Origin of the sequence: Nonomuraea sp. K271 (genome assembly GCF_009908215.1) — a bacterium.
GTDB lineage: Bacteria > Actinomycetota > Actinomycetes > Streptosporangiales > Streptosporangiaceae > Nonomuraea > Nonomuraea longispora.
In genome coordinates this window covers 1-25934 of the sequence record NZ_JAAAHR010000028.1, presented here as the reverse complement: position 1 = coordinate 25934, position 25934 = coordinate 1, and the positions used below count along the sequence as shown (strand labels likewise).

23 protein-coding genes are annotated in these 25934 nt (G+C 72.8%); 10 read left to right on the top strand and 13 right to left on the bottom strand.

What is annotated here, in order from left to right:
* Positions 1 to 490: 490 nt before the first annotated feature.
* The 4 genes from GUY59_RS12900 to GUY59_RS12885 are packed head-to-tail and all read right to left on the bottom strand — an operon-like array spanning position 491 to position 5255.
* Positions 491 to 2593, bottom strand: coding sequence for an iron ABC transporter permease (locus GUY59_RS12900; RefSeq protein WP_138203152.1), 2103 nt, complete (start codon positions 2591 to 2593; stop codon positions 491 to 493).
* Positions 2590 to 3576 (bottom strand): ABC transporter substrate-binding protein, encoded by a 987-nt coding sequence (locus tag GUY59_RS12895; protein WP_138203155.1) that lies wholly within the window; start codon positions 3574 to 3576, stop codon positions 2590 to 2592. The genes GUY59_RS12900 and GUY59_RS12895 overlap by 4 nt, the downstream gene beginning before the upstream one ends.
* Before the next feature lie 11 nt (positions 3577 to 3587).
* A complete protein-coding gene (locus tag GUY59_RS12890; protein ID WP_138203157.1) occupies positions 3588 to 4406 on the bottom strand; it encodes an ABC transporter ATP-binding protein in 819 nt (272 codons plus the stop codon).
* Positions 4407 to 4460: 54 nt separating this feature from the next.
* Positions 4461 to 5255: a hypothetical protein gene (locus GUY59_RS12885; RefSeq protein ID WP_138203159.1), complete on the bottom strand. Its 795-nt coding sequence runs from the start codon at positions 5253 to 5255 to the stop codon at positions 4461 to 4463.
* Between the two features lie 218 nt (positions 5256 to 5473).
* On the opposite strand from GUY59_RS12885, the gene GUY59_RS12880 reads away from it, so the two are divergent.
* The 4 genes from GUY59_RS12880 (at position 5474) to GUY59_RS12865 (ending at position 11214) form a co-directional block, all read left to right on the top strand.
* The gene (locus tag GUY59_RS12880) at positions 5474 to 9178 is read left to right on the top strand and encodes a S8 family peptidase (RefSeq protein ID WP_138203161.1); all 3705 of its coding nucleotides are present in this window, start codon (positions 5474 to 5476) and stop codon (positions 9176 to 9178) included.
* Positions 9179 to 9328: 150 nt separating this feature from the next.
* On the top strand, positions 9329 to 9706 hold the full coding sequence (locus tag GUY59_RS12875; protein WP_132333311.1) for a hypothetical protein: 378 nt from the start codon (positions 9329 to 9331) through the stop codon (positions 9704 to 9706).
* Between the two features lie 34 nt (positions 9707 to 9740).
* Positions 9741 to 10001 carry a hypothetical protein gene (locus GUY59_RS12870; protein WP_138203163.1) on the top strand — a complete coding sequence of 87 codons (261 nt, stop codon included), beginning with the start codon at positions 9741 to 9743 and terminating at the stop codon, positions 9999 to 10001.
* Between the two features lie 37 nt (positions 10002 to 10038).
* Positions 10039 to 11214: a serine hydrolase domain-containing protein gene (locus GUY59_RS12865; RefSeq protein WP_138203165.1), complete on the top strand. Its 1176-nt coding sequence runs from the start codon at positions 10039 to 10041 to the stop codon at positions 11212 to 11214.
* Positions 11215 to 11256: 42 nt separating this feature from the next.
* Here the strand turns inward: GUY59_RS12865 and GUY59_RS12860 are convergent, their stop codons facing one another.
* Together GUY59_RS12860 and GUY59_RS12855 are read right to left on the bottom strand one after the other, a co-directional pair.
* Positions 11257 to 11583, bottom strand: a complete 327-nt coding sequence (locus tag GUY59_RS12860; protein ID WP_138203167.1) for a hypothetical protein — start codon at positions 11581 to 11583, stop codon at positions 11257 to 11259.
* An 89-nt stretch (positions 11584 to 11672) separates the two neighbouring features.
* A complete protein-coding gene (locus GUY59_RS12855; protein ID WP_201760800.1) occupies positions 11673 to 12791 on the bottom strand; it encodes a phosphotransferase in 1119 nt (372 codons plus the stop codon).
* A 94-nt stretch (positions 12792 to 12885) separates the two neighbouring features.
* Here GUY59_RS12855 and GUY59_RS12850 point away from each other — a divergent pair, with 94 nt between their 5' ends.
* Positions 12886 to 13206: a hypothetical protein gene (locus GUY59_RS12850; protein WP_236667107.1), complete on the top strand. Its 321-nt coding sequence runs from the start codon at positions 12886 to 12888 to the stop codon at positions 13204 to 13206.
* Between the two features lie 33 nt (positions 13207 to 13239).
* On the opposite strand, the gene GUY59_RS12845 is transcribed toward GUY59_RS12850, so the two are convergent.
* On the bottom strand, positions 13240 to 14211 hold the full coding sequence (locus tag GUY59_RS12845) for a helix-turn-helix transcriptional regulator (protein ID WP_138203171.1): 972 nt from the start codon (positions 14209 to 14211) through the stop codon (positions 13240 to 13242).
* A 62-nt stretch (positions 14212 to 14273) separates the two neighbouring features.
* On the opposite strand from GUY59_RS12845, the gene GUY59_RS12840 reads away from it, so the two are divergent.
* Positions 14274 to 15749 (top strand): MFS transporter, encoded by a 1476-nt coding sequence (locus GUY59_RS12840; RefSeq protein ID WP_138203173.1) that lies wholly within the window; start codon positions 14274 to 14276, stop codon positions 15747 to 15749.
* Between the two features lie 30 nt (positions 15750 to 15779).
* Here GUY59_RS12840 and GUY59_RS12835 read toward each other — a convergent pair whose 3' ends face one another.
* The 4 genes from GUY59_RS12835 to GUY59_RS12825 all read right to left on the bottom strand — a co-directional run bounded on the left by GUY59_RS12835 (position 15780) and on the right by GUY59_RS12825 (position 18293).
* Positions 15780 to 15995 (bottom strand): ATP-binding protein, encoded by a 216-nt coding sequence (locus tag GUY59_RS12835; protein ID WP_138203175.1) that lies wholly within the window; start codon positions 15993 to 15995, stop codon positions 15780 to 15782.
* Between the two features lie 225 nt (positions 15996 to 16220).
* A complete protein-coding gene (locus GUY59_RS47445; RefSeq protein ID WP_201760799.1) occupies positions 16221 to 16361 on the bottom strand; it encodes a hypothetical protein in 141 nt (46 codons plus the stop codon).
* A 2-nt stretch (positions 16362 to 16363) separates the two neighbouring features.
* Complete coding sequence (locus GUY59_RS12830) at positions 16364 to 16804, bottom strand: SDR family oxidoreductase (RefSeq protein WP_201760798.1); 441 nt, start codon at positions 16802 to 16804, stop codon at positions 16364 to 16366.
* 28 nt (positions 16805 to 16832) lie between these two features.
* The gene (locus tag GUY59_RS12825; RefSeq protein WP_138203177.1) at positions 16833 to 18293 is read right to left on the bottom strand and encodes a sulfatase family protein; all 1461 of its coding nucleotides are present in this window, start codon (positions 18291 to 18293) and stop codon (positions 16833 to 16835) included.
* Positions 18294 to 18416: 123 nt separating this feature from the next.
* Here GUY59_RS12825 and GUY59_RS12820 point away from each other — a divergent pair, with 123 nt between their 5' ends.
* The 4 genes from GUY59_RS12820 to GUY59_RS12805 are packed head-to-tail and all read left to right on the top strand — an operon-like array spanning position 18417 to position 24695.
* Entirely contained in the window at positions 18417 to 20180 is a 1764-nt protein-coding gene (locus GUY59_RS12820) for an ATP-binding protein (protein ID WP_289514101.1), read from the top strand.
* A 14-nt stretch (positions 20181 to 20194) separates the two neighbouring features.
* Entirely contained in the window at positions 20195 to 21334 is a 1140-nt protein-coding gene (locus GUY59_RS12815; protein WP_132340739.1) for an exonuclease SbcCD subunit D, read from the top strand.
* Positions 21334 to 23754, top strand: coding sequence for an AAA family ATPase (locus GUY59_RS12810; protein WP_138203179.1), 2421 nt, complete (start codon positions 21334 to 21336; stop codon positions 23752 to 23754). The genes GUY59_RS12815 and GUY59_RS12810 overlap by 1 nt, the downstream gene beginning before the upstream one ends.
* Entirely contained in the window at positions 23751 to 24695 is a 945-nt protein-coding gene (locus GUY59_RS12805; RefSeq protein ID WP_138203181.1) for a hypothetical protein, read from the top strand. Before GUY59_RS12810 ends, GUY59_RS12805 begins: the two co-directional genes overlap by 4 nt.
* Before the next feature lie 42 nt (positions 24696 to 24737).
* Here GUY59_RS12805 and GUY59_RS12800 read toward each other — a convergent pair whose 3' ends face one another.
* A complete protein-coding gene (locus GUY59_RS12800; RefSeq protein ID WP_138203183.1) occupies positions 24738 to 25160 on the bottom strand; it encodes a VOC family protein in 423 nt (140 codons plus the stop codon).
* A 78-nt stretch (positions 25161 to 25238) separates the two neighbouring features.
* Positions 25239 to 25934, bottom strand: a 696-nt coding sequence (locus GUY59_RS12795) for a hypothetical protein (protein WP_442938978.1), incomplete at its 5' end; no start/stop codon positions are given.

The following is a 25934-nucleotide window of genomic DNA, read 5'->3' as shown; positions in this document are numbered from 1 at the left end:
GGTGAACTCCCAGGCCGAACCCGGCCACAGCCGGCCACGAACCTCGAAAATCGGGTCCTGACGATCGTGTAAAAGGCTCCTAACGTTCAGCGCAACTTGTCGAGTAACCGGTTACTACGCCACCTGCTCCCCCTCGGCCCTTGGAGCCTCGACATGACCGATCGGATCGACCTTCCCGGACTCAGCCGCCGCGACCTGATCAGGCTCGGCGGCGGCGTGTTCCTCGTCACCGCGACACTGTCGGCGTGTTCCGGTGACGGGTCCACGGGCGGCGCTCCCACGACGAGGAGGTTCATCTCGCACGACCTGTCGGTGGTCGAGGCCGCCGCCCGGACGCCGCTTCCACACCAGGTGCGCCCACGTCCGGTCCGGGGCGTGCCGCACCGCCGAGCCCGAACTGCGGGCGTACGGCGAGCGGCGGCCGGCGGCCTGCCACCACGCCGCCGACCTCACCCTCGCGGTCGCGGCGCCCGGACGTCCGGCGAGGCCGTCACGATGATCCGTCCGCGTGGGCGCGGGCCCGCCACAGGAGATAGACGAAGTACGGCGTGCCGATCAGCGCCGTCACGAGCCCAGCCGGCACCTGCGCGGGGGCGATGACCGTACGCCCCAGTGTGTCGGCCAGGCTCACCAGCAGCGCGCCGAGCAGCGCCGCCACCGGCAGGACCCTGGCGGTGCGCGCGCCCACCATGGCGCGTGCGGCGTGCGGGGCCACCAGGCCGACGAAGGCGACCACCCCGACCGCCGACACCGCCGTGGCGGTGAGCAGCACGGCGGCGGCGAGCGCGGTCAGCCGCACCGGCTCCAGGGACACGCCCAGGATGCGCGGGCTGTCCTCGTCGAGGGAGAGCAGGTCGAGGTCCCGGCGCAGCCAGGCCAGCAGCGGCACGGCCAGCAGCAGAGCCAGCGCGACCGGGATCAGCTGCGCCGGCACGCGGCCGTACGTGGAGCCGGACAGCCAGGTCAGGGCCAGGGCGGTGTTCCACGGGTCGGCCTTGACGATGATCAGCACGGTGAGGCTCGTACAGGCGTACTGCACGGCGATGCCGATGAGGACGAGTCGGTCGCTGCTCAGGCCGCCGCGCCAGGCCAGCCCGTAGACCAGGCCGAACGCGGTCAGCGCGCCGGCGCCCGCCGCGCCGGTCATGGCCCAGATACCGGCCACCGGGGCCATGGTCAGCAGTGAGATCGCGCCGACGCCCGCCCCTGCCGTGACGCCCAGCACGCCCGGCTCGGCGAGCGGATTGCGGCACACCGCCTGCACGGCGGTGCCCGCCACGGCCAGGGCCGCCCCCGCCAGCACGGCGGCCAGGACACGCGGGTAACGCTGGTCGAGCACGAACGTCAGGCCCCGGCTCGTACGGCCCTGCAGCCAGTTGAGCACGTCACCGGTCAGCAGCCACCGGTCACCGGCCAGCAGGCCGAGGACCAGCGCCCCGGCCAGCAGCGCCGCCAACGTGCCGGCCACGGCCAGGAAGGCCGCGCGCGACCGGGTGGAGCCGATGCGCGCGGCCGGCGGGCGGCGCGTCGGCCCGGCGTCCCGGTAGCGGCGCGCCAGCCACACCATCGCGCCCGCGCCGAGCAGCGTGGTCACGACCCCCGGCGGCACTTCCACCCCGGCCTGCGCACCCATCACGGCACGCAGCGCGATGTCGGAGCCGAGCACGATGAGCACGCCGGCCACCCCCGAAAGGGGGAGCAGGGACCTGTGCCGGTGCAGCCCGGGGATGGACCTCGGCAGCAGCCGGACGATCACGGGGGCGCAGAGGCCGACGAAACCGATCGGCCCGGCCACGGTCACTGCCGCGGCCGCCAGCACGATGGCCAGCAGCGTCAGCCACAACCGCAGGCGCCGTACGTGCACGCCCAGCACCGAGGCCGTGTCGTCGCCGAGCCCGAGGATGTCCAGCCGCGGCCCGGCCAGGATCGCCGCCGCCATCGCCACCGCGATCACAGGGCCGAACTGGGTGACGGCGCGCAGGTCGCCCTGCACGAGAGAGCCGCTGCCCCAGGCGTACAACCCGGTGGTCTCCTCCTCGAAGAGGATCATCACGAGGTTGGTGAGCGAGTGCAACGCCATCGCCGTGGCGGAGCCGGCCAGGATCAGCCGGGTCGTGCCGCTGCGCCCGCCCGCCGACATGGCCATCACCAGGGCGGCCGCGGCCAGCCCGCCGAACAGGGCGAGGCCGCCGGACACCGGCAGGGGCAGTGTCAGGCCGAACGCGGCGGCCGTGACGATGGTGAGGTGCGCGCCGGAGCTGACGGCCAGGGTGTCCGGCGAGGCCATCGGGTTGCGGGCGATCGACTGCAGCAGCGAGCCGGCCACGCCCAGCGCGCAGCCGACGGTGACGCCTGCCAGCAGCCGGGGCAGCCGCGAGGCGAGCAGGACACGGGCGGCCTCCTCGCTGCCGCCGGAGGCTCCGTCGAAGAGCAGGGCAAGGAGGTCGAGCGCGCCCACCGACGAGGTGCCCTGCGTCACGTGCACGGCCGCCACCAGGACGGTGGCGGCCACGGCGATCAGGAAGACCCCGGCGGCCCCCAGCCGCCCCAGGGGCGTGGCCGGGGGCGCCGGAGTCAGGACGGGGACGCTCAACCCGCGTACGCCTTCACCAGCGCCTCGGCGTACTGCCGGCACGACAGCGGCCCGCCGAAGGTCCAGATGCCGTCGGGCAGCTTGGTGACCTGCCCCTTGGCCACGAACGGCAACGACTTCCAGATGGCGTTGTCCTCCAGGCCGTCGGCGAACACGTCGACGCCGTCGGAGGCGTTGTAGAAGAAGCGGATGTCCGGGTCCTTGAGCGCGGACAGGCCCTCGACGTCGGTGGCGCCGAGCCCCCACACCTCGTCGACCTTGCCGGTCCAGGCGTTCTTCAGCCCGAGGCGGATGGCGACCTGGGAGACGAGCGAGCCTTCGCCGAAGGGGCGGATCGAGATCGTGCTGCCCTGCTTCCACCCGTCGGCCATGACGAAGGGCTTGCCCGCGGCGCCGGCGGCGGCGATCTTCTCCCTTCCCGCGGTCATCGCGGCGTCGAAGTCGGCCATGAGCTTGCCGGCCTCGGCGGTTCTGCCGACGGCGGCGGCGATCCTGTCGAGGTCGTCGCGCATGCGCTTGAGGTTGTCCTTGGCGTCGCTGCCCTTGAACGCCAGCACGGGCACGAACTTCTCCAGCTGGCTCACCAGTGCCGTGTCGCGTTCGGCTTCCATGACGACGAGGTCGGGCTGGAGCGCGCTGATGGAGTCGACGCTGGGCTCCTGCCGGCTGCCGACGTCCTTGACCGAGGCGTCGAGCTTGATGGAGGTGTTCCAGGTGGCGTAGCCCTTCACGTCGGCCACGCCCACGGGCATGACGCCGAGGGAGGCCAGCATCTCGGTCTCGCCCCACTCCAGGCTGACGACCCTGGTCGCCGGGCGGTCGAGGGTGACCTGCTTGCCGCGGTCGTCGGTGACGGTCACGCCGGCGGCGGTCGAGCCGCCGGGGGAGGGGGCCTGCTCGGAGACGGGGGCCTCGGTGGTGCCGCAGGCGCCGAGGGTCACGATGGCGGCGAGCGCCGTCAACGCGCTGCGCAGTGAGGTCATGGTGCTTCCTGTCATGTCGTGGCGGGGACGTCTCGGGTGTGCCGGCCGATCGGCCGGGTGATCACGGTCCCCGTCCTGGGGTCGTGGCTGACCTCGATGCGGATGCCGTACGTGTCGCTGAGCCGGTCCTCGGTGAGGACCTGCGCGGGCGGGCCGTCGGCGAGGACCCGGCCCTCCCTCAGGAGCACGACGTGGTCGGCGATCTCGGCGGCCTGGTTGAGGTCGTGCAGCACGACGCCTATCGCCACGCCGTGCTCGTCGGCCAGGTCGCGGACGAGTTCCAGCAGCTCGACCTGGTAGCGCAGGTCGAGGAACGTGGTGGGCTCGTCGAGCAGCAGCACGCCGGTGTCCTGCGCGAGGCAGGTGGCCAGCCACACGCGCTGCAGTTCGCCGCCGGACAGCTCGTCGACGGGACGTCCGGCCATCGTCGTCACGCCGGTCAGCTCCATCGCCCGGCGGACGGCCTTGGCGCCGCCGGGGTCGCCGGCTCTCCAGCGCCCCCTGTAGGGGTGGCGGCCGTACCCGACGACGTCGCGGACCTGCACGCCGCCGGGAGTGGGGCGGCTCTGCGCCAGGAGCGTCACGCGCCGCGCGAAGTCGCGGGCCGACAGGTCGAGCGCGGAGGCGCCGTCGGCCAGCGTCACCGTGCCGCGGTCAGGGCGGTGCAGGCGGGCCAGAGCGCGCAGCAGCGTGGACTTGCCGCTGCCGTTCGGCCCCACCAGCGCGGTGACGCGGCCGGGCCGCAGCGCGATGCGGCCGTCCTCGACCACGGTGGTTCCGTGGTAGCTGAGGCATAGCTCCGCCCCGCGCAGAGAGATCTCCTCGGTCATGAGGATAGGTTAGGCTAACCTTGCCAAATAATCACTATGTCGCGGTTGCGCACTTTACGGGCTATTTGGCGTTCGCCGGGCGGGCCGGCGCAACCACAGACCGCCGGTGGCGGCGAAGACCGCCAGCAACCCCGTCGCCACCAGCAACCGGCCGTCGGGCCCCGCCATGCCGCCGCCTCCGGTCGCCACGCCGCCCTCGGGGGTCTCCGTCACGGTTTTCGTCGTGGTGGGGGCCGGGCTGGTGGTCGTGTCCTCCGGGGTGGAGGTGTCCGGGTCGGGCGTCGGCGAGTCGGTGGTCTCGTCAGGGCTGGGGCTGGTGGACTCCCCGGTTCCCGGGACGGTGAGGGGATATTCCTGGAGCGAGTCCTTGTCGGTGACCTCGCACTCGATCACCCGCTGCTGGGGAGTGGGGCCGAAGTTGACGGCGGCCGCGTGCACCGTGCCCGTGCCCGGGGAGGTCGCGGTGGTCCTCATCTCGACGGTGGTCGCGGGCAGCGTGATCGCCTGGCCCGGAGTGACGGTGCCGAGCTCGCCGACTCCCGTCGCGGAGGTCAGCCGGTCGATGCCGCTGATGCCGGCGTAGGCGTACATCTTGAGCCCGTCCAGACCGGTCGTGGGGGCGAGCAGGCGGGCGGAACCGACGTAGGAGCCGCGCCAGCCGATCGTCATCTGCGTGCCCACCGTGGCGTCCGTGGGCACCGTCAGCTCGATGTCGAGGCTGATCTGCTGTCGCATGCCCGTCGCGGTGGTTTCGCACGTGTAGGCCACCGTGTCGGCGTGCGCCGCCGAGGGCAGCGCGGCGTACGCGAGGGCCAGGGCTAAGGCCGGGACGGCCAGTTGTACGCGCAAGGCGGCTCCTTGAGGCAGATGGTGCGCAAGAGGAGACGGCGCACGACGGCATTTGGTTGACAGTTGTGTCCGCATCGGGACAACACCAGCTTTTCACCCTCGGCTGTTCCGTGGCTGGTTCCTGACATGACCGAACCTCGCCAAGCCTTGAAGCCCCATGACCAGCAAGGTTGTGTCACATTGGACCGGCTGAAATGACGTACATATGGAGGAATGTGATGTGGCCTGGTCGATGGGTCCGGCGAGGGGCCGCGGTCGCGGCCGCGCTGGCGATGGGCGTGACACCGGTGCCGGGAGCGCGGGCCGACGCCGTGCCCGCGCTCTTACCGGCCGAGCCCCCGCGCGACTACGACGTCACGCTGATCACCGGTGACAAGGTGCACATCACCGTCGGCGAGGACGGCAGGCAGCGGGCGAGCGTGACCCCGCGAGACCCGGCACGTTCCGGCTTCCGGATGGTGGACCACGGCGGCGAGTTGTCCGTGGTGCCCGCCGACGTGGCGGCCCTCGTGCCGGAGAAGCTCGACCCCGCGCTGTTCAACGTGACCTCGCTGGCCGCCCAGGGCTACACCGACCAGCAGACCGGCTCCATCCCGCTGATCGTGCGGCAGGGCGCGGGCGCCGCGCCTCCGACCGGGCTGACGGCCGTCACCCGGCTGGAGAGCATCGGCGCGACCGCGGTCAAGCTCGCCAAGAAGGACGCCGCCACGTTCGCGGCCGGCCTGGCCGCGGGCGTGGACAAGATCTGGCTGGACCGAAAGATCACCGTACGGCCGGTCACCAGCGCGTCCACCGCCGGGGCGGCGGCGAGGGCGGCGGCCGACGGCGCCGGCGCCGGCACCACCGTCGCCGTCCTCGACAGCGGGATCGACGCAGGCCACCCCGACCTGGCGGGCAAGGTCGCGGGCGCGCGCGACTTCACCTACGACGGCGACGGGGTCGACCGGTACGGCAGCGGCACGGCCATGGCGGGCGTCATCGCGGGCAGCGGCGCGTCGTCCGGAGGCACGTACACGGGCGTCGCTCCCGGCGCGCGGCTGCTCAACGGCAAGGTCATCGACGGCTCCGGCGGCGGGCTCGCCTCCTGGGCCATCGCCGGCATGGAGTGGGCCTCGGGGGAGGCGGGCGCCGACGTCGTGACGATGGCGGTGAGCGTCCCCGGCCAGGGCGGCCCGCTCACCGACGCCGTCAACGAGCTGACCGCCAGGAACGGCACGCTCTTCGTCATGAGCACGGGCGACCGGGGCTGCGAGGCCTGCGTCGACAGTCCTGCGGACGCCCCGGCCGCGCTCACGGTCGGCGCCGTGGACGCCAACGGCGAGCCGGCGGAGTTCTCCGGCCACGGGCCGGTGGGCCTGCACCGCGCGGTCAAGCCCGAACTGAGCGCGCCCGGCGTAGGCGTCGTCTCGACCAGCGCGGCGAATCTCCAGCCCGCTGAGCCCGTCGGCGACCACTACGGCCGCTTCTCCGGGACCGCCTTGTCGGCGTCGTACGCCGCGGGCGCCGCCGCGCTGCTGCGCCAGGCCAGGCCGGGCATCACCGCTCCCGAGATCAGGTCCGCGCTCGTGGGCGGCTCGGAAGCGCTGCCCGGCGTGCCCGTGGACGAGGGCGGCGCGGGCCGGCTCGACGTGGCAGGGGCGCTCGCGCGCACGGTGCTGGCCGGCGACGCAGTGCTCGACTTCGGGCTCACGACGGCCGGCGCCGGCGAGCCGGTGACGCGTACGGTCTCCTACCGCAACTTCGGCGCGGAACCCGCCACGGTCGCCCTCGACGCCGCCGCCCCGTTCACCCTCTCCGCGACCGAGCTCACCCTGCCCGCGGGCGGCAAGGGCCAAGTGGACGTCACGCTCGACCCCGCCAGGACGCCGGCGGGCTGGGCCCGCGCAGAACTGGTCGCGACACCCGCCGGCGGCGCCGCACTGCGGACGCTGCTGACCGGCAACGTCGAGGAGCGGCGGGTCGAGCTCCGGGTGTCCGCCGTCGCGCGGGACGGTCGGCCCAGCCGCGTACTGCCCAGCGTGGTCGACGTGGACGACGGCGCCCTCTTCGGCCGCGGCCTGCCGAGCGACCCGGACAGGCCGTGCGAGTCGGACGACGGGTTCTGCTGGCTCGTCCCGCCGGGCACGTACTCGATCCTCGGCATCATCAACACCCTGCGCCCGGGAGCCACCAGGGAAGGCCGCGGAGACGTCGTCGACCAGAGCTTCACCGGTTATCCGGAGATGAAGCTCACCCGCGACACCCACGTCGTGCTCGACGCGCGCAAGGCGGTCGCGGTGAGGATCGACACGCCTGGCCACCGCACCGCGCGCAACCGCGGCGCGGCCACCAAGCTCGTCCACACGAGGCTGCCGGTGAAGGGCCCCAGGCACACGGAGAGCTTCCTCCTGGATGGCCGCCTGGAGGAGAACTACTACCTGCAGCCCACCGGCACGGTGAGCAAGGGTGAGTTCGCCGTGGCCACGCGGTGGCGGCTGGAGGCCCCGGCGATCACCATGCGGACGCCCGGCGTCGACCTCCATCCCAGATACGTCGATCCGGTCTACTTCAGCAACCGGTCCACGCAGTACCCGCGGCTCGACGGGACCGCGGTGCTGACGGTCGCCGACGCCGGTGACGGCGCGCTCAAGGGCCTTGACCTGCGCGGCCGGCTGGCGCTGATCCGCCGCACGCCCGGCGCCTCCGTCTCGGCCCTCGCCAACGCGGCGGGCGCGGCCGGCGCCCGCATGGTGGCGATCTACGGCGACACGCACGTGACAGGGAACGAGAGCCTGCTCACCGTGCCGACGGTGACGCTCGCGGAGCCGGAGGGCGAACGGCTGGCCGAGCGGGCGAGCCGCCGGCGCGTCCAGGTCGTCGCCAAGGGCGTCGTGGCCAGCCCTTACGTCTACGACCTGTACCTGAGCGAGGAGGGCCGGGTCAGGAAGCGGCCGTCGTACGTGGCGGCGCAACGTTCGCTGGCCCGCGTGGACACGGCCTTCCACGCTCAGCTGACCGACGACGTCACGCTCTCCGAGGTCAAGTACGGCTGGATGCCGTGGGAGAACTTCTCGTGGGACTCGTCCAGGACAGTGGCCAGGGCGCCGCGCGTACGGACCGACTACCTGAGCCCGGCCCCCGGCGTCCGGTGGCACAGCGCGGCCGACATGCCGGAGCGGTCGTACAACGCGATCTTCCCTGAGGACAAGCAGGGCGTGATGACCGTCAGGGACGCCACGCGCGGCTACCGGGCGGGCGAGCGGATCGAGCGCACGTGGCTGAGGCATCCGGTGGCGCCGGGGTTCGCGGCGGACTCGCCCACGCAGCGGCAGGGCGACGTGCTGACCGTGGACATGCGCGCCTTCGTCGACGCCGAGGGGAACACCGGCAGCCGGCCGACCGACCCGTTCCCGCACGGATACGTCTCGGACTGGCGTATCTACAAGGGTGACGAACTGATCGGCAGGACACAAACGGGTGGTTCAGGCCGGATCGTGCTGCCGCCGGAGCGGGCCGGCTACCGCGTGGAGTACACCGTGGAGAACCGCTCCTCCTGGGCTCGCCTGTCCACCAGGACGAGGACGGTGTGGACGTTCGACTCGGAGCATGCCGAGGGCGGTCCGGTCAGGCTGCCGCTGCTGGCCGTGGCGTACGACGCGCCCGTCGACCTGCGCAACCGCACCGCCTCGACCAGGCTCGGCCTGACCGTGTCCCACCAGGCGGGCGCGCAGGGCCACCCGATCAGGAAGGTGAGCCTTGAGACGTCGTCGGACGACGGCAGGACCTGGCGTCCCGCCCGCCGGCTGCGCGACACGGGCCACGGCACATACGCGGCCACCATCGAGCGGCCCGCGCCGGGCGCGGTGTCGCTGCGGGTGACCGCCTCGGACGCCGCGGGCTCGACGGTCACGCAGGAGGTGATCCGGGCGTACGGGACCCGCTGACCCGAAACATCGTCTCCGGCGTTGACGACGATTACGGAGCCGGATAAAGTCTGTCTCCGTCAGAGACGATGTTTTTGCCGCGCGGGTGCTTCTGCCCGGCGTGGTAGTAATGAGATCCGCGGAGGAGGCAGGAAAGACCGAGTTGGCACCATGACCGAGCACTACCTGGGCGTTCTCGGCATCGCCGAGGCGCTGGGAGTGACCCGGCACGCGGTGCACAAATGGCGCTCCCGCTATCCGGGAGACTCCGATCACCCGTTCCCCGAGCCCGACGTCGAGATCGACGGCGCGCCCGGCTGGCGTCCCGACCGGGTGCAGGAGATCGTGCGATGGCGCGACGGCCTGCCCGGCAGGGGCGCGGGCGGCGGCCGTCCGTCCGCGGCCCGCCAGGACTACCTGAACGCCGCCCTGGCACAGGGTCTCGACCGCGACGAGGCCCTGCGCGCGCTCGCCGCGTTCGTCGCGGAGTTCCCCGAGATGACCGAGCCGCAGGTCTGCGCCTGGCTCATGGAGAAGTGGCGCCGCTAGCCTGCCGGATCCCCAGCGATCAAGGAGACGCACGATGGCCCATCCTCCCCGTCCCAGACGCACCCCCCTCTCACCCCTCACCGCGGAGGAGAAGGTCCGGGCCGAGAGGAACTTCGTCCCCCTCGTCGCCGAGCACCTCGCCACCGAAGGCCGGTTCAGGGTCAGCGCCGACACCCCCGAGTCGATCGAGTTGTTCCAGGGGGTCGCCCGCCGGGTGGGCGAACTGCTCGGACGGCCGGTGGTCAGCTACGCCAACGGCCGCTACATCGTGATCGGCTTCGGCCCTCAAGAGTAAGCACCACCCAATCCATACCGACGGAAGGCGATGACGCATGCCCGACATCAGCGGGGAGACCGCACCGGGATTCGAAGCAGTACGTACGGCCTTCGCCCGCAACCTGGCCGACCACGACGAGATCGGCGCCGCGGTCGCCGTCTACCTGCACGGCAGGAAGGTCGTCGACCTGTGGGGCGGCCTGGCCGACCCCGATGAGGGCCGCCGCTGGCAGCGCGACACCCTCCAGATCGTCTACTCCACCACGAAGGCCGTCACCGCCGCCTGCGCGCTCCTGCTGGCGCAGCGGGGCGAACTGGACCTCGACGCGCCCGTCGCTCGTTACTGGCCGGAGTTCGCGGCGCAGGGCAAGGAGCGCATACCGGTGCGCTGGCTGCTCACCCACCAGGCGGGGCTGCCCGTCATCGACCGGCCGATCACCCCGGCCGAGGCGATCTCCTGGGAGCCCATGGTGGAGGCGCTGGCCGCCCAGCGGCCCTCCTGGGAGCCGGGCACGGAGCACGGCTATCACGGGCTCACGTACGGATGGCTCGTCGGCGAGGTCGTCCGCCGGGTGAGCGGCCGCAGCATCGGAGCCTTCCTCGCTGAGGAGATCGCCGGCCCGCTCGGCCTGGACCTGTGGATCGGATTGCCGGAAAGCGAGTTGCACCGGGTCAGCCGGATCGTCACGTCCATGCCCGGCACGGCGGACCTGGCAGGGACGGACCTGGACGCCCTGCCCGAAGCCGTCCGCGAGATGATGCGGGCCTACACCGACCCGACGTCCCTGACCATGCGCTCGATGTCCGTGGTCTCGCCCCCGCTCGACCACAACGACCCCCGCGAGCAGCGGGCCGAGATGCCCTCGACCAACGGCATCTGCACGGCCCGCTCGCTGGCCCGCTTCTACGCCGCCCTCATCGGCGAAGTCGACGGCCACCGCATCCTCACCCCCGCCACCCTGGCGGCGGCGACCGCCGAACAGGTCGCCGGCCTCGACCGCATCCTGCGCATGCCCGTCAGGATAGGCCTCGGCTTCGGCCTGCCGACCCCCGACGCGTTCTTCTACAGCCCCACGACCTTCGGGTTCCCCGGGCTCGGCGGCTCCCTCGGCTTCGCCGACCCGCAGAGCGGGCTCGCGTTCGGGTACGTGATGAACCACGTCAAGGAGGACGGCGAGAACCGGCGCGCCGCCACCCTGGCGGAGGCGGTCCGGAGCGCGATCAGCGGCTGAGGGCTCGGGTGGCCGGCCGGTCCCGCGGCCGAGGAGGCGGATCTACCACGCGGGCTTGAGCTCGAACTTCGCGGACTTGACGTACTTCGCGCCCGGAGGGCAGAGCACGATGGCCCGGCTCCCCGCACCCGCTGTCTCCCAGTCGCTGGGGTAGGTGCCCCTCGGGACGCCGTGCGGCTCGTCGGTGCACAGCGCCACGGCCCTGAACTGCCCGCTTCCGCCCAGGCACCTCGCGGCGGCGCCCTCGGTGCCCGGGCTGGGGTTGTAGGGAAAGGCCGAGCACCCGGTGGGCGTCGCGGACGCCGGTCCAGGGTTCGTCACCACGACCATCCCGGCGGCCACGGCGAGCGCTATCGCTACTTTTCTCATGTCTCGTCCTCCGCTCGGATGAGGATGTCGCGGCTCTGTCTAACAAGTGCCGGTATGTTCCAGGTATGTCGCCGGTCCAGCTCGAGCCATCATGAGCATCGGTGGCGGGGCGTGTAGGGCGGGAACGCCGTCCGGTCGTCGAGGTCGACGTCCGCGTCGGGCCAGCGGCGGCGCAGCAGGCCGGCCACCCGGCGGGCCCAGCCGGCCAGGCGCGGCAGGCTGCGGTGCTCCTCGGCGGTGCGGGCGGCGGCCTCCAGGGTGGCGACGAGCTGGACGCGGCTCCCGTCGCCCGGCGGGCGGGTCCCGACCTTGGCGGCGCGCTCCAGCCGGATCAGGACGTACGAGAAGCAGGCGGCGGCCAGGCCGAAGCCGTAGCGCCGGTCGTCCTCCGCCTCCGGCACGCCGGCGGCCAGGGCGCGGCGGTGGTGCTCCGCGTGCGCGGCGTCCACCGACAGCCAGCCCGGACCGGGGACGTGCAGGCAGACCGCGTCGTGCAGCGCGTGCGTGCAACCGGCGAACTCGAAGTCGATGAGGCGGGCGTCCGGGTCGCCGTCCGTGTGCACGAGAACGTTGTTGGCCTCGGGGTCGCCGTTGCTCAACGCCAGAAAAGGCCCCGGGTGCTCCAGCTCCTCCAGCGCGGCGGCGAGCTCACGTTCCGCTCCGCCCTCGATCGGCGCGCCCAGGAGGGCCGCCTGCCTGCGTCCCTCCTCGCGGAACCCGGCCAGCCGTTCCGCGTCGCGGGCCGGCCCGAGAGCGCGCCTGCGCACGCCGTACAGTCCGGCCCTGCCCGCCGTCGCCGCGCTGAGCTCGCCGCGGACGCGGGCGAAGGCGACCAGCCGCTCGGCGTGGGCGGTGGCGCCCTGCGCACGCAGCAGCCCGTCGAGCGCCGTACGCGGAGCCAGATCCTCCAGCACGACGAGCTCCGCGTCGAGGTCGGCGGCGATCACCCGCGGTGCCAGGCCCGACTCCAGGTCGTCGGAGAGGAACCGCAGCGCGGCCACCTCGGTGCGCAGCCGCTGCGACGCGGCGAGACGGACGGCGCCCGGATGCGGGCGCATCCACTTCACGATCACCCGCTCGTCGTCCTCAAGGCGCGCTCGCGCGATGGCATAGGGCTCCAGCCGCCGCCACCCGGCCACGGTGACGGGCGCGGAACGGCAGCGGGACAACAGGGACTCCACCCGGGCGGCGATCGCGTGCTCGCTCACCGGTGCCAGCGTACGGGGCCCTGCCCGGCCGCCGGAAGATACGCTTGCCGGGACGAACTGCCCGACACGCCGCCATGGAGCCGGAGACCGACTGATGATGAGCGCGGAACAGGATTTCCAGCGGGTCGGCGCCGAGCTGGCCGACCTGGGCGTACGCATCTCCAGCATGATGGGGAACCCCTCGCTCAAAGATCGGGCGGGCAAGGTGTTCGCGAGCCTGCAGCGCGACGGCGCGATGGTGTTCCGGCTGGTCAGGGACACCCCCGAACACAAAGCCGCGCTCCAGCTGGCCGGTGCGTCCCTGTTCGACCCCTCGGGACAGGGCAGGGAGGTGAAGGACTGGGTGGTCGTGCCCCACTCCGCGGCCGAGAAGTGGACGGATCTGGCCGAGGTCGCCCTCAGCCGCCCACGCTGACACGGACGCGCCCCTGCCGACCCGCACAGTGCGTCACCTGGCGTGCCTGAGTCCTTCGTCGATGCGGGTGCGCAAGCATCTCAGCGCCTGCCTGAGCTCCGCCGGTTCGATGTCGGTGAGGTCGGCGTCGAACGTCAGGAGCAGTCCGGCCAGCCCTGCCCAGGACCACGCACCGAGCGTGAGCCGGCAGCTGGAGTCGGTGTCGTGCTCGACCGTCGATCCGCCGGGGGCGAACCGGGCGACGACGGGCGCGGGCAGTGCGACGAGCGCCGACCCGCGGCATGGCCATTCCGCCGGGGTGTCGCCGCGGTCGTGCGTGCTCATGACGAAGGCGATCGGATCGCTCTGCGGGACGTCGCGGCGGTCGAAGGTTCTCCCCGTCGGCATGCGTGGTACGAGGCGGTCGACGCGCATCGCGCGCCATCGGTCCGCTTCCGGTTCGAACGCGACGAGGTACCACCGTGCCGCCCACACGACGAGGTCGTGCGGTTCCAGCGTGAGCGTCGTCGGTTCGTCCTCGCCGGTGTAGTCGACACGAACGGTGTGCCCCCGGCTGATCGCGCCACCGATGACCCGGACGATCTCGGCGTCGATGGGCGCTGCGGGGAACTCCCAGTAGTTGCGCGCCGCGGAGACGGTGAACGCCTCGGCGTGGACACGGCTGCGGGCGGGCATCGACTGCCGCAGCGTGGCCAGGGCGCGGGCCGAGTTCTCGCGGATGCCGGACAGGAGCATGGGGACGGTCTGGAGCGCGACGGCCGCCGCGACGGCCTGGTCCTCGTCGAAGACGACCGGGGCCAACCTGCCGGCGCGGCCGAGCCGGTAACCTCCTGCCACCCCGCGCACGGCCTCGATGTCGTACCCGAGCTCTCTGAGCGTGTCGATGTCGCGTCGCACGGTCCGTACGGACGTCCCGAGCCTGCCCGCGAGCTCCTCGGCGGTCAGGGTCGCGCCGATGCCGAAGATCGACAGCAGTTTGAGCGTGCGCGCGGAGGTGGCAGCCATCGCTCAATCCCCTCACCTGAAGCGGTCACTCGATGGCAACATTAGCTGCCAGTCTCGCCGCCATGACCGCTTCACAGAGCCCTCCTGACGAGGGCACGCATAGCTCCGCTTCCCCGGCGCTCATCTCCGGCGCGGGCGCGGGCGCGGCGCTGCTGGTGGTGCTCTTCGGCTCCTTCATGGACCTTCTCGACGCGACGATCGTCACCGTCGCGGCCCCGGCGATGGCCCAGGACCTGGAGGCCGGCGACGCTCAGATCCAGTGGATGATCGCAGCCTACGTCCTCTCCCTGGGTGCGGGCCTGGTCACCGGCGGACGGCTCGGTGACCAGTACGGCCGCAAACGCCTGTTCATGACCGGGCTGGCGGGGTTCATGCTCACCTCCGCGCTCTGCGCGCTGGCCGCCGATCCGGAAACGCTCATCGGCACGCGCGCCGCGCAGGGACTGACCGCCGGCGTCATGGTCCCGCAGGTGTTCGGGATCATCCGGGCGTCGTTCGCTCCGGCCGAGCGCGCCAGGGCGTTCGGCGCCTACGGGGCGGTCCAGGGTCTCGCGTCGGTCGCCGGCCCGCTGCTCGGCGGGTTGCTCGTCGACTCTGACCTGTTCGATCTCGGATGGCGCACGATCTTCTGGGTCAACGTGCCCGTCTCGATCCTGGCGCTCGTCATCGGCGCGAAGGTGCTGCCGGAGTCCCGCTCCACCTCGACCGCGCGGCTGGACCTCCTGGGCGCGCTGCTCGCGGCCCTGGGCATCCTGCTCCTGCTGCTGCCGATCATCCAGACCGAGAGCCGGGGATGGACCTGGAACAGCTCCGCGCTTCTCGCCGCCGGAATCGTCGTGCTGACGATTTTCCTCGCCTACGAGCGCCGCCTCACCGCACGCGGGCACGAACCCGTCTTCGACCCGGCTCTGCTCCGCATCCGCGCCTTCGCGATCGGCCTGAGCGTGTCCGTGCTCTTCTTCGGCGGCATCGGGCCGTTCTTCCTCACCATGTCGATCTACCTGCAGAACGGCACCGGCCGCACCGCGTGGGAGACCGGCCTGGTGATCCTGCCGTACGCGCTCGGCTCGATCATCACCTCTGGCCTCGGCGTCGCTCTCGCCGCCAAGTCCGGGAAAGCGCTGCTGATCACCGGCTCACTCACCATCGCGGCATCCCAGCTCGTCCTGTGGGCGATCACCAGGGACGGCGGCGATCCCGGATACCCGCTCCTTGCCCTCGCACTCTTCGTCGGCGGCCTCGGGCTCGGTTTGGCGGCCCCCATCCTCGTCAACGTCGTCCTCGCCGGCATCCCCGGACGCAACGCAGGCGCCGCCGGCGGCGTGCTCTCCACCGTCAACCAGGTCGGCGGCGCCATCGGCATCGCCGTTCTCGGCACGGTCTTCTTCGCCGCCGTCACGGGATCGACCACCGGCACACCCGGATCGGCGGACTACGGTCACGCCCTCGGGATCGTCCTCGTCGTCTCCGCGGCGCTCTACGTCGTGGCGGCACTCGTGACGCTCGCGCTCCCGAAGACCGCCGGTGAACCCGGGTGAGGCAAGAAACCGCACCGCTCAGTGCGTGCCTTACGGCGCGGAGCGGACGTGGAGGGTCGCCCACACCCTGTGCCCGAGCGTGTCATCGCCCTCATAGCCGTTCTCGTCGGCGAGGGCGGCCACGATGGCCAGGCCGCGGCCGTGGGCGGCGTCGCCTCGGCGCCGGGAGGTGAAGTCGGGACAGCCACCCCATCCGCAGTCATAGACGGCGAGGGTGGTGGCCGTGACGGCCTGGATGATCTCCACGATGAAGGTGCCTCGCGCATGGCCGCGCGCGTCGCCAGGTCAGGCCGCCGGGTTGCAGGGCGATCGTCGCGACGACATGCTCGGGACCTGCGTGTCGGCGTTCGCCCTCCCGTGGAGATCTCGCCTCCTGAGCCGGGTCGGCCGTCCTGCCGATGTCGTCGATCCCCACGCTGATCACCTACGTGTGATCGCGGAGGCCCATCGACGTACGGCGGGGGCCGCTCGTCACGGAACGATCGTCCGGCCCTGCGCGGTGCCCTCCACGGCCGAGACGTAGGCGCGGGCCACCTCGGCGACCGGCGTCCCGCCCGTGCCGTCGAGGCCCATGCCTTCCAGGGTCTCCTTGATCCAGCCCGGGGCGATCACGTTCAGGCGCAGCCTGCGGAACACTCGCTCGCCGCGTTCCGTACGAACCCCTCAAGCCCGGCGTTGACCAGCGCGCCCAGCGAGCCGTCGGGGAGCGGGGCGGCGAACGTGCCTCCCGTGAGGGTGATGGACCCGCCGTCGCGCAGGTGACGCAGCGCCCGCCTGGCCAGCGCGACCTGTCCCAGCAGCTTTGCCGCGACCCCGGCGGTGAACTTCTCGTCCGTCACCGTCTCCAGCCCCACCAGCGGCCCAGAAGCCGCGCAGCACACCACCGCGTCGGCGTCGGGAACCGTCTGGAACAGCGCGTCCAGTGACGTCCCGTCTTCGAGATCCACCTGGACCGGCCCCCGCCGCGAGGCCGCGACGACCTCGTGGCGGGGGCTCAGGGCGGCCTCGACGGCCCGTCCCACGGTTCCCGACGCTCCGATCACGATCACTTTCATGCGATCCATGATTGCGCATGGATCGTCGTCACGCGTTGATGATCTCCTCCCTGTACTGGTCGTGCAGCGGGTCACCGGTGGAGCCCATCCAGGCGTCCATGGCGGCGCGCCCGCCCGCCAGCGCCTCGGGCGCGCCCCCGTCGGCGAGGTTGTTCAGTGCGTGGGGGTCGTTCGCGAGGTCGTACAGCTCCTCCCGCACGCGGAGCAGGTAGAACTGCGCACGCGCGGCGATCGCGGGGTCGGTCGAGTCGCGCATCGCGGGCCAGGTGAGGCCCTGCATGTTCTCCGCCCGGTAGTTCAGGCTGCCGTCGGACCAGGCGTTCCAGATGTAGCTCCAGCGCTCGTCGTGGACGCCGCGCATGTCGTAGCGCTGATCGGAGCTGGACTCGTGGAAGACGGTGTTGATGCGGTCGCGCCCTGACTGGCTGCCGCCCTGCAGCAACGGGGTGAGATCGCGACCGTCCGGCCCCTCGGGGACGGTGGCGCCCGCGGCCAGGCACAGGGTGGGGAAGAGGTCCATCGTGGACACGAAGTGCTGGTCGTCGACGCGGCCCGCGCCGGTCACGCCGGGCCACCGGACGATCAGCGGGGTACGCGTGCACTGCTCGTACACGTTCGCCTTGCCGAACGGCACCGCCATGCCGTTGTCCGACATGAAGATCACGATGGTGTCGCCGGCCAGCCCGGACGCGTCGAGCGCCGCCAGGACCGCGGCCAGCGTGTCGTCGGCGCGCCGGGCGCTGCTCATGTACTGCGCGACCTCCTGGCGGATTTCCGGCAGGTCGGGCAGGTACCCGGGCACCTCGGCGTCGTCGGGGCCGTACACCTTGGACGGCGCGGCGATGCTGGCCAGCTCGTCTTCGTCGAACCTGTTCTGCTCGGCGGCGCTGCCGCTGAAGGGCCGGTGGGGATCCTCGGAGTTGGCCATCAGGAAGAACGGCCGATCTTCGGACTTCGCCCGGACGAACAGCTCCGTCGCGTGCCGCGCGTAGTCGGCGGGGTTGCGCCCCATGCCCAGCTGCTCGTCCGGAAGGACGCTCAGATCCCAGGCGAACCGATCCGCCGGGCCGAGGTGGCCGACCTTGCCCAAGATGCCCGTCAGGTAGTTCAGCGGGCGGAGCAGCTCGTTCAGGATCGGCACGCCGGGAGCGATGTCCTCGAAGCCCTCGGCGCCGTTGCGGTGGGGGAAGCGGCCGGTCATCAGCGCGGACCGGCTCGGCTGGCAGAGGGCGATCGGCACGTGCGCGCGGTGGAAGGCGACGCCCTCGCCGGCCAGCCGGTCGATGTTCGGCGTGAGATCGGCCCGGCCGCCGAAGCAGCCGGGCGAGCCGCCGTGCATGTCGTCGACGGTGAAGAGCAGGATGTTGGGCGGCCTCGTGTCGCGGGGCCGGGGCGTGTCACTCGACGCGGGCCGTACGCCGAGGCCCGCCGCGACGGCCCCCACGCCCGCCCCGGCCAGCAACGTACGCCGTGTAAGGGGTGTGTTCATAGGTGTGGTGTACCGGCCGGCGCGTTACGTCTCCGTTTCCGGCCGGTACGCCCGATGAGCGGGACGCACTGGTCGGGCCCTACTACGCTCCATGGAAGGGCACCATTGGGGGCGGAGGGATTCGTGACGGTCAACGGGGCGGCGAGCCAGGCGGTGGAGGAGGCCGCACCTGCGGCGGGAGAGGCGGTCGGGCGGGTGCTCGGCACCCAGGCGGCCTCGCCGCTCTCGTTCTGGGTCGGCCTGGAGCCGGGCAAGGTCGTGCAGCTCGACGACGTGGTGGTGACCAGGCGCGACGTGCCCGGCTACGGCCCGGTGCTGGTCGCGGGCGTGGTGACGACCGTCGAGGCCCGGCACGAGGGCGCCGCGTACGACTCCGACGTCTTTCTCATCGCCGACGGCGCGCTGCCCGCGGCCGTGGTCGAGGTGGCCGAGGTGCGGGTGACCAGGGTCGAGCCGGAGGTGTTCGTGCCGCCGCTGCCCGGCGCCAAGGTGCATCTCGCGGGGTCCGACGACCGCGAGCAGGCGCTCTACTTCGACGTGATGGACCGGCGCATCCCGATCGGGATGGGCCGTGACGGCCGGCCGATGTACGCCAACTTCGACTTCCTCGACGGCACCCGCGGCGCCCACGTGTCGATCTCCGGCGTGTCCGGCGTGGCCACCAAGACCTCCTTCGCGACGTTCCTGCTCTATTCGATCTTCAATTCGGGCGTCCTCGACGCCGAGTCGGCCAACACCAAGGCGCTGATCTTCTCCGTCAAGGGGGAGGACCTGCTCTTCCTCGACCACGACAACCTCCGGCTCGACGAGGGCGCGCGCGCCGTCTACGCCCGGCTGGGGCTGCCCGCGCGGCCGTTCGGCAGCGTGCACGTCTTCGCGCCGCCGCGCCCCGGCGACGCCAACGGCGTGCCCCACGTCTCGGCCCGCACCCAGGGCGTGAGCTCCTTCTACTGGACGCTGGTCGAGTTCTGCGAGGAGGAGCTGCTGCGGTTCGTCTTCGCCGACGCCGACGACGAGCGGGCCGGCTACTCGCTGCTGGTGGGGCAGGTCGCGGCCCGGCTGAAGGCGTGGGCGGAGCCGGTGGGCGACGGCGGCGCCGTCATGGTGCAGGGCACCGCCGCGCGCACGTTCGCCGACCTGGTCGAGCTGCTGTCCGACCAGCTGCAGGACGAGAGCACGCGCCAGCAGTGGACCGGCGCGCAGACCCCGCTCGGCACCGTCAACGCCTTCCTGCGCCGGCTGCGCAGCGCGGTGCGCCCGCTGTCGCCGATCGTCCGCGGCGACCTGCCGTTCTACCGCAACCACACCGTCAGCACCTCCGACGCCCAGGTTTCGATCGTCGACCTGCACAACCTGCCGGAGCGGGCGCAGCGGTTCGTGGTGGGCGTGGTGCTGCGCGGCGAGTTCCACCGCAAGGAGTCGTCGGGCACCGCGCGGCCCCTGCTGTTCGTGGTGCTCGACGAGCTGAACAAATACGCGCCGCGCGAGGGCGACTCCCCGATCAAGGAGATCCTGCTGGACGTCGCCGAGCGCGGCCGCTCGCTCGGCGTCATCCTCATCGGCGCCCAGCAGACGGCCTCCGAGGTGGAGCGCCGCATCGTCTCCAACAGCGCCGTACGCGTCGCGGGCCGCCTCGACCCGGCAGAGGCCGCGAGGTCGGAGTACGGCTGGCTGCCCCCGGCCGTGCGCGAGCGCGCCACGATCGCCAAGCCGGGCACCATGTTCGTCGCCCAGCCGGAGATCCCGGTGCCGCTGGCCGTCGCCTTCCCCTTCCCGGCGTGGGCGACCAGGCCGGCCGAGGCCGCGGCCCCGGCGGCCGCGAAGGCTTCCTCAGGCGATCCGTTCCAGGGGCTGCCCGGCGTCGAAGAAGACATCCCGCCCTTCTGATCACAGGTGATGACGTGAAGATCCTGCACACCGCGGACTGGCACGTGGGCAAGGTGCTCAAGGGCCGTCCCCGCGTCGACGAGCACCGCGCCGTGCTGCGCGAGCTGGTCGCCGCCGCCCGCGAGCACGACGTGGACGCCGTCATCGTGGCGGGCGACCTCTTCGACACCTCCGCGCCCACGCCCGAGGCGCAGGCGCTGGTGCTGAACGTGCTCATGGCCCTGCGCGGCGACGGCCGCGACGTGGTGGTGCTGGCGGGCAACCACGACAACCCGCAGCTGCTGGAGGTCTACCGGCCGGTGCTCGGCAAGCTCGGCCTGCACGTCATCGGCTCCTTCCGCCGCCCCGACGCGGGCGGCACACTCGCCTTCACCGCCCGCTCGGGCGAGCCGGTGCGGCTGGCGGTGCTGCCGTTCCTGTCGCACCGCTACGTCGTACGCGCCGCCGAGGTCCTGGCCGGCACGGCCGCCGAGCACAACCGCGACTACGCCGCCCGCATCGCCGAGCTGATCGGCGCGCTGACGGCCGGCTTCCACGGCGACACCGTCAACCTGGTCACCACGCACGGCACGCTGCCAGGAGGGGCGTTCGGCGGCGGGGAACGGCAGGCACAATCGATCTTCTCCTACTACTTCGAGCCGACCGCCTTCCCGCCGTCCACCCAGTACGCCGCGCTCGGCCACCTGCACCGCCGCCAGCAGATCCCGGGGCCGTGCCCGATCTGGTACAGCGGCTCGCCCCTCGCCGTCGACTTCGGCGAGGAGGGCAACACCCCCGGCGCGCTGCTGGTGGAGGTCTCGCCCGGCCGCCCGGCCGTGGTGCGGGAGCTGGCGTTCGGCTCGGCCCGGCGGCTGCGTACGGTGCGCGGCACGCTGGAGCAGCTGGAGGGCCTGGAGCAGGGCGACGACTGGCTCAAGGTGATCGTGGAGGAGAAACCCCGCGTGGGTCTTGCCGACGACGTGCGCGAGCTGCTGCCGGGCGCCGTGGACGTCATGCTGGACGAGCGGTTCAGGCCGGTGCCGGCCACGCGCAGGGCCGGCTCGCCCGAGCGCGGCGCCCGCGAGCTGTTCCGCGAATATCTCACCGCCACCGGACGGCACGACGACCAGGTGGCCGCGCTGTTCGACCGGCTCCACGACGAGGTGACCGGCTGATGCGCCCGCTGCTGCTCCAGCTCGACCACTTCGGCAGCTTCCGCGAGCCGGTGAGCGTCGATTTCTCCGACACCGAGTACTTCGCGCTCGTCGGCCCCACCGGCGCGGGCAAGAGCACGATCATCGACGCCATCTGCTTCGCCCTCTACGGCACCGTGCCGCGCTGGGGCAAGGAGAACGTCATCGCCCACGCCCTGGCGCCCTCGGTGTCCTCGGGCAAGGTGGCGCTGGTCTTCGACAGCGGCGGCCGGCGCTACGGCGTGGTCAGGGCGATGGTCCGCGACAGCAAGGGCGCGGTGCGGACGAAGGAGGCGCGGATCGACGAGCTCGACCCGTCCGCGCCGCTGGAACAGGCGTACGAGGCGGTGGTCAGGCCGCTCGCCGAGGGCGAGAACGTCACCCCCGAGGCGCAGCGGGTGACCGGCCTGGAGTACCGGTTCTTCACCCAGTGCGTGGTGCTGCCCCAGGGCCGTTTCGCGGAGTTCCTGCACGCCGCGCCCCGGGAGCGGCAGGACCTGCTGGTGCAGCTGCTCGACGCCGACGTCTACGAGCTCATCAGGCAGCGGGCCGTGCAGGAGGAGGAGCAGGCCAAACGCGACGCCGCCTTCGCCCGCGACCAGCTCGGCGAGTTGTCGGGCGCCACGGCCGAGGCCGAGCGGGAGCTGGCCGACCGGCTGGCGGCGCTGCGGGGACTGGGCGAGACCATCGGCGCCGACCTGGACCTGCTGCGGGCGCGCGAGGCCGGCATCCGGCGGGCCGAACAGGAGCGCGCCGCCGTGGCCGAACGCCGCTCGGTGCTGGCGTCGTTGCGCATGCCGGAGGCGGTGCCGACACTCGCCTCGGCACGCCGGGCCGCCGCCGAGTCGGTCGAGACGCTGGCCGCCGAGGTCGCGACGCTGGAGGCCGACGAGCACGAGGCGTACGAAGCGCTGGCCGCGCTCGGCGACCGTGGCGCGCCACGGGAGGCGCTGGCCGCCCTGGACGCCCGCGAACGGCACGCCGCGCAGGCCGCCCGCGCCCGCGCGGAAGCGGTGGCGGCCGCGGAGCCGCTGCCGGGCCTGGCAGCCGAGCGGGAGGCAGCCGAACAGGCGCTGGCCGCCGCCGAGGCGCAGCGCGAGCGCCTGCGCGACGCCCACGCCGCCGCCCACCTCGCCCCCCGGCTGGCCGTGGGCGAACCCTGCCCGGTCTGCCGGCAGTCGGTGGCCGAGCTGCCCCGCCACGAGCCGCCCGCCGACATGCGCACGGCCGACCGCGCACTCGCCGGAGCCCGCGACAGGGCCGAGCGCGCCAGGTCCGCCCATGCCCGGGCCGAGGCGTCGGCGTCGATGCTGGCCGGGCAGGCCGACCGGCTGGAGGCCGAGCTCGCCGCGCTGCCCGAGCCCGGCGACCGGGCCGGACTGGAGGGCCGGCTGGCCGCGATCGCCAAGGCCGAGGAGATCGCGGGGCAGGCCCGCACCGCCTTCCGCGCCGCCAGGGGCAGGCTGGACCGGGCGCGCACCGAGACCGAACGCATCGAGCGGCAGGCCGAGTCCGCCTGGCGCACCCTCGAATCCGCCCGCGACCGGCTGCTCGTCTCCGGCGGCCACGACGACCCGCCGCCGCCGCTCACCCGCGACGACCTGCACCGCGCCTGGACCGACCTGCTCGCCTGGCGCGACCGGGCGGGGCAGGCCGCCCGGACCGCGCTCGCGGCCTGCGACGAGCAGCTCGCCCAGGCGGGCGAGACGCTGGCGCGCGACCGTCGCAGACTGGGCGAACGCCTGGCCGAGCACGGCGTCGTCCCGCCGCGCGACGCCTCGCCCGACCAGCTCGGCGCGGCCGTCGCCGGAGCCGCCGCCCGTGTGGAGAGCGCGCTCGACCGCGTCAGGGACGACCGCCGGCGCGCCGCCGACCTGGACGCGCAGGTCACCAGGAAGGAGCATGAGGCCAAGGTCGCCCACGAACTGGCCTTGCGCCTGCGCGCCAACGCCTTCGAGCGGTGGTTGTGCGCCGAGGCCCTGGCGGTGCTGGTCGCGTCCGCGTCCGAGACGCTGCGCGAGCTGTCCGACGGCCAGTACGAGCTGACGCTCAGCGACAGGACCGGCGACATCGAGGTCGTCGACCACGGCGAGGCGGGCATGCGGCGCAGCGCCCGCACCCTGTCCGGCGGCGAGACCTTCCAGGCCGCCCTCGCGCTCGCCCTGGCGCTGTCGGGGGCCGTCGCGAAAGGGCTCGATTCGATCTTCCTCGACGAGGGCTTCGGCACGCTCGACCCCGCCACCCTCGACACCGTGGCCACCACCCTCGAACGCCTGGCGGCTGGCCAGGACCGCATGATCGGCGTCGTCACCCACGTACCCGCCCTGGCCGAACGGGTGCCGGTACGCTTCGAGGTCAGACGCGACGCCAAGGGCTCCCATGTGCGGAAGGCGGCCACGTGACCGGTTTCACCGTCGACCCGTGGGATCCCGGCTACGCCGCGGCCCTCGCCGTCGAGGCCCTGTCAGAGCTGGGCTCCACCAGCGCCGAGCTGGTGCTCGACGTCGAACGCCCGGCCGCCGACTGGAAACCCGTCACGCCGGGGCCCGACGCCGACCCGCCGCGCACCCTGCTGGTCGCCGACGGCGTGCGCAGGATCGACGCCCGCGTGTGGGTGCACGACCCCGGCTCGGCGATGCCGGTGCCCGGCATCGCCGCCTCCTACGCGGCGGGCATCGTCAGGTGCGGCCGGGACGGCGCCGACCTGGCGGAGATCCAGGTCAACCGCACGCTGATCTCCGCGTCGCCGGACACGCCCGAGGTGAAGACCGGCCACGCCCTCTACCGCCCGAGCAAGGCCGCCGACTCCAGCTTCGAGGAGCTGTCGCTGGCGCTGCAGCGCCAGGTCACCCAGCTGGAGGTCGACCTCGCCGTACGTCACCGGTCGGCGAGCGACGACCTGCTGCTGGTGGACGGGCCGCTGCGGGGACGCACCCACCTGCCGCGCACGGTCGGCTACATCAAGACCCACCACACCGCCTACCTGCCGTCGCCGCAGTCGGGGGTGGTGGCCGCGCTCGCGCCTGGGCAGCGTACGCCGGTGTTCCTCATGGGCACGAGCTGGCGGCGGCACGCCTGGTACGTACGCCTGCCCGTCAGGTCCGCGGCCCCGTGGGCGGGTGTGGCGCGCTGCGAGGCCGGCGCCGACCTCGACCCCGCGCAGGTGGTGCGGCTCGCCGACGCGCTGACCCTGGCCCTGCCCCCGCTGGCGGGGGTCGACTACAAGGACCCCCGCGCGCCCCAGAACCTGGTGCCGATCGGCGGGCTGGAGAAGCTGCTCCGCCACCACCTGGGGGACTCGCGCCTGCTCTACCGCGCGCTGCGCAACGCGGCTCGCGACTAGCGCGCCGCCCAGCCTGGCCGCCCGCTCAACCCGGCCGCTCGCTCAGCCTGCTGCGAACACCTGTGCGTCGTCGGCGAACGCCTTGAACTCCAGGGCGTTGCCTGCCGGGTCGAGCAGGAACATCGTCCACTGCTCGCCGGGCAGGCCCTCGAACCGCAGGTACGGCTCGATGACGAAGCCGGTGCCGGCGGCGCGGAACCGCTCGGCGAGGTCATGAAATTCCGGAATTGTCAGGATCAGCCCGAAGTGCGGGACCGGCACGTCGTGGCCGTCCACCGGGTTGTGCACCCGCTCCGTACGCGCGGGCGCCAGGTGCGTGACGAACTGGTGGCCGTGCAGATTCCAGTCGATCCAGGTGTCGGAGCTGCGGCCCTGGGCGCAGCCGATGAGCTCGCCGTAGAAGTGGCGGGCCGCGTCCAGGTCATCGACGGGAACGGCCAGGTGGAAGCGGGGAATCATGGGCATCGGGAACGCCTGCCTTTCGATAGTCGAGCGAACACACGCCCACCCTGCCCGCCGGCCGCCCCCTGACGCCAGCGCCGCCTACCAGCCCTCGTCGAAATCGCAGATCTTCACCGTGGCGCTCTGCCTGGTGCGCGTCGGCTCGATCACCTCGAAGACGACGGTGTACGTGCCCTCCTTCTTCCACACGATCGACGGCAGAAGCGGCTTCGACGACGCGTTGCCCACCTTCGCGCCCTGGCTCTGTCCGTCGAGCAGCCACCGGTAACTGTAGGAGCCGGTGGCGGACACCTTCGCCCAGATGTTCATGTCATAGCGCCAGCAGCCCCCCATCCGGATGCCCTCGTAGTCGAACGACACCGATTTCACCCCGCCCGGCTTCGTCGTCCTGGTGGGTTTCGCGGTGGTGGGCCGGGCAGACGGCTTCGACGTGGGCTCCGTGCTCTTCACAGGCTTCGGCGTGGCCCTGGCCCTGGTCCTGGTGGGCTTCGAGGTCTTCCTGCCGGGGCGTCTGCCGGCCGACGGGTCCAGGTCAGCGGGCGACTGCTTCTTGTCCGCGACCGTACGCGAAGCGGTGGGGGAGGAGGGAGCGGCGACGGTGGCGGTGCCCGCGTCGCCGGGTGGCGTGGGAAGCCAGACACGGGCGGCCGCCAGCCCGCCCGTCACGATCACCGCGGTCGCGCCGGCGAGCACCGCGACGCCGAGCCGCTTACGGGACACCGGGCGGGTGGGACCGGTCCGGCCATGCAGGCCCTCCGGCGACGACCACCCGTGCCC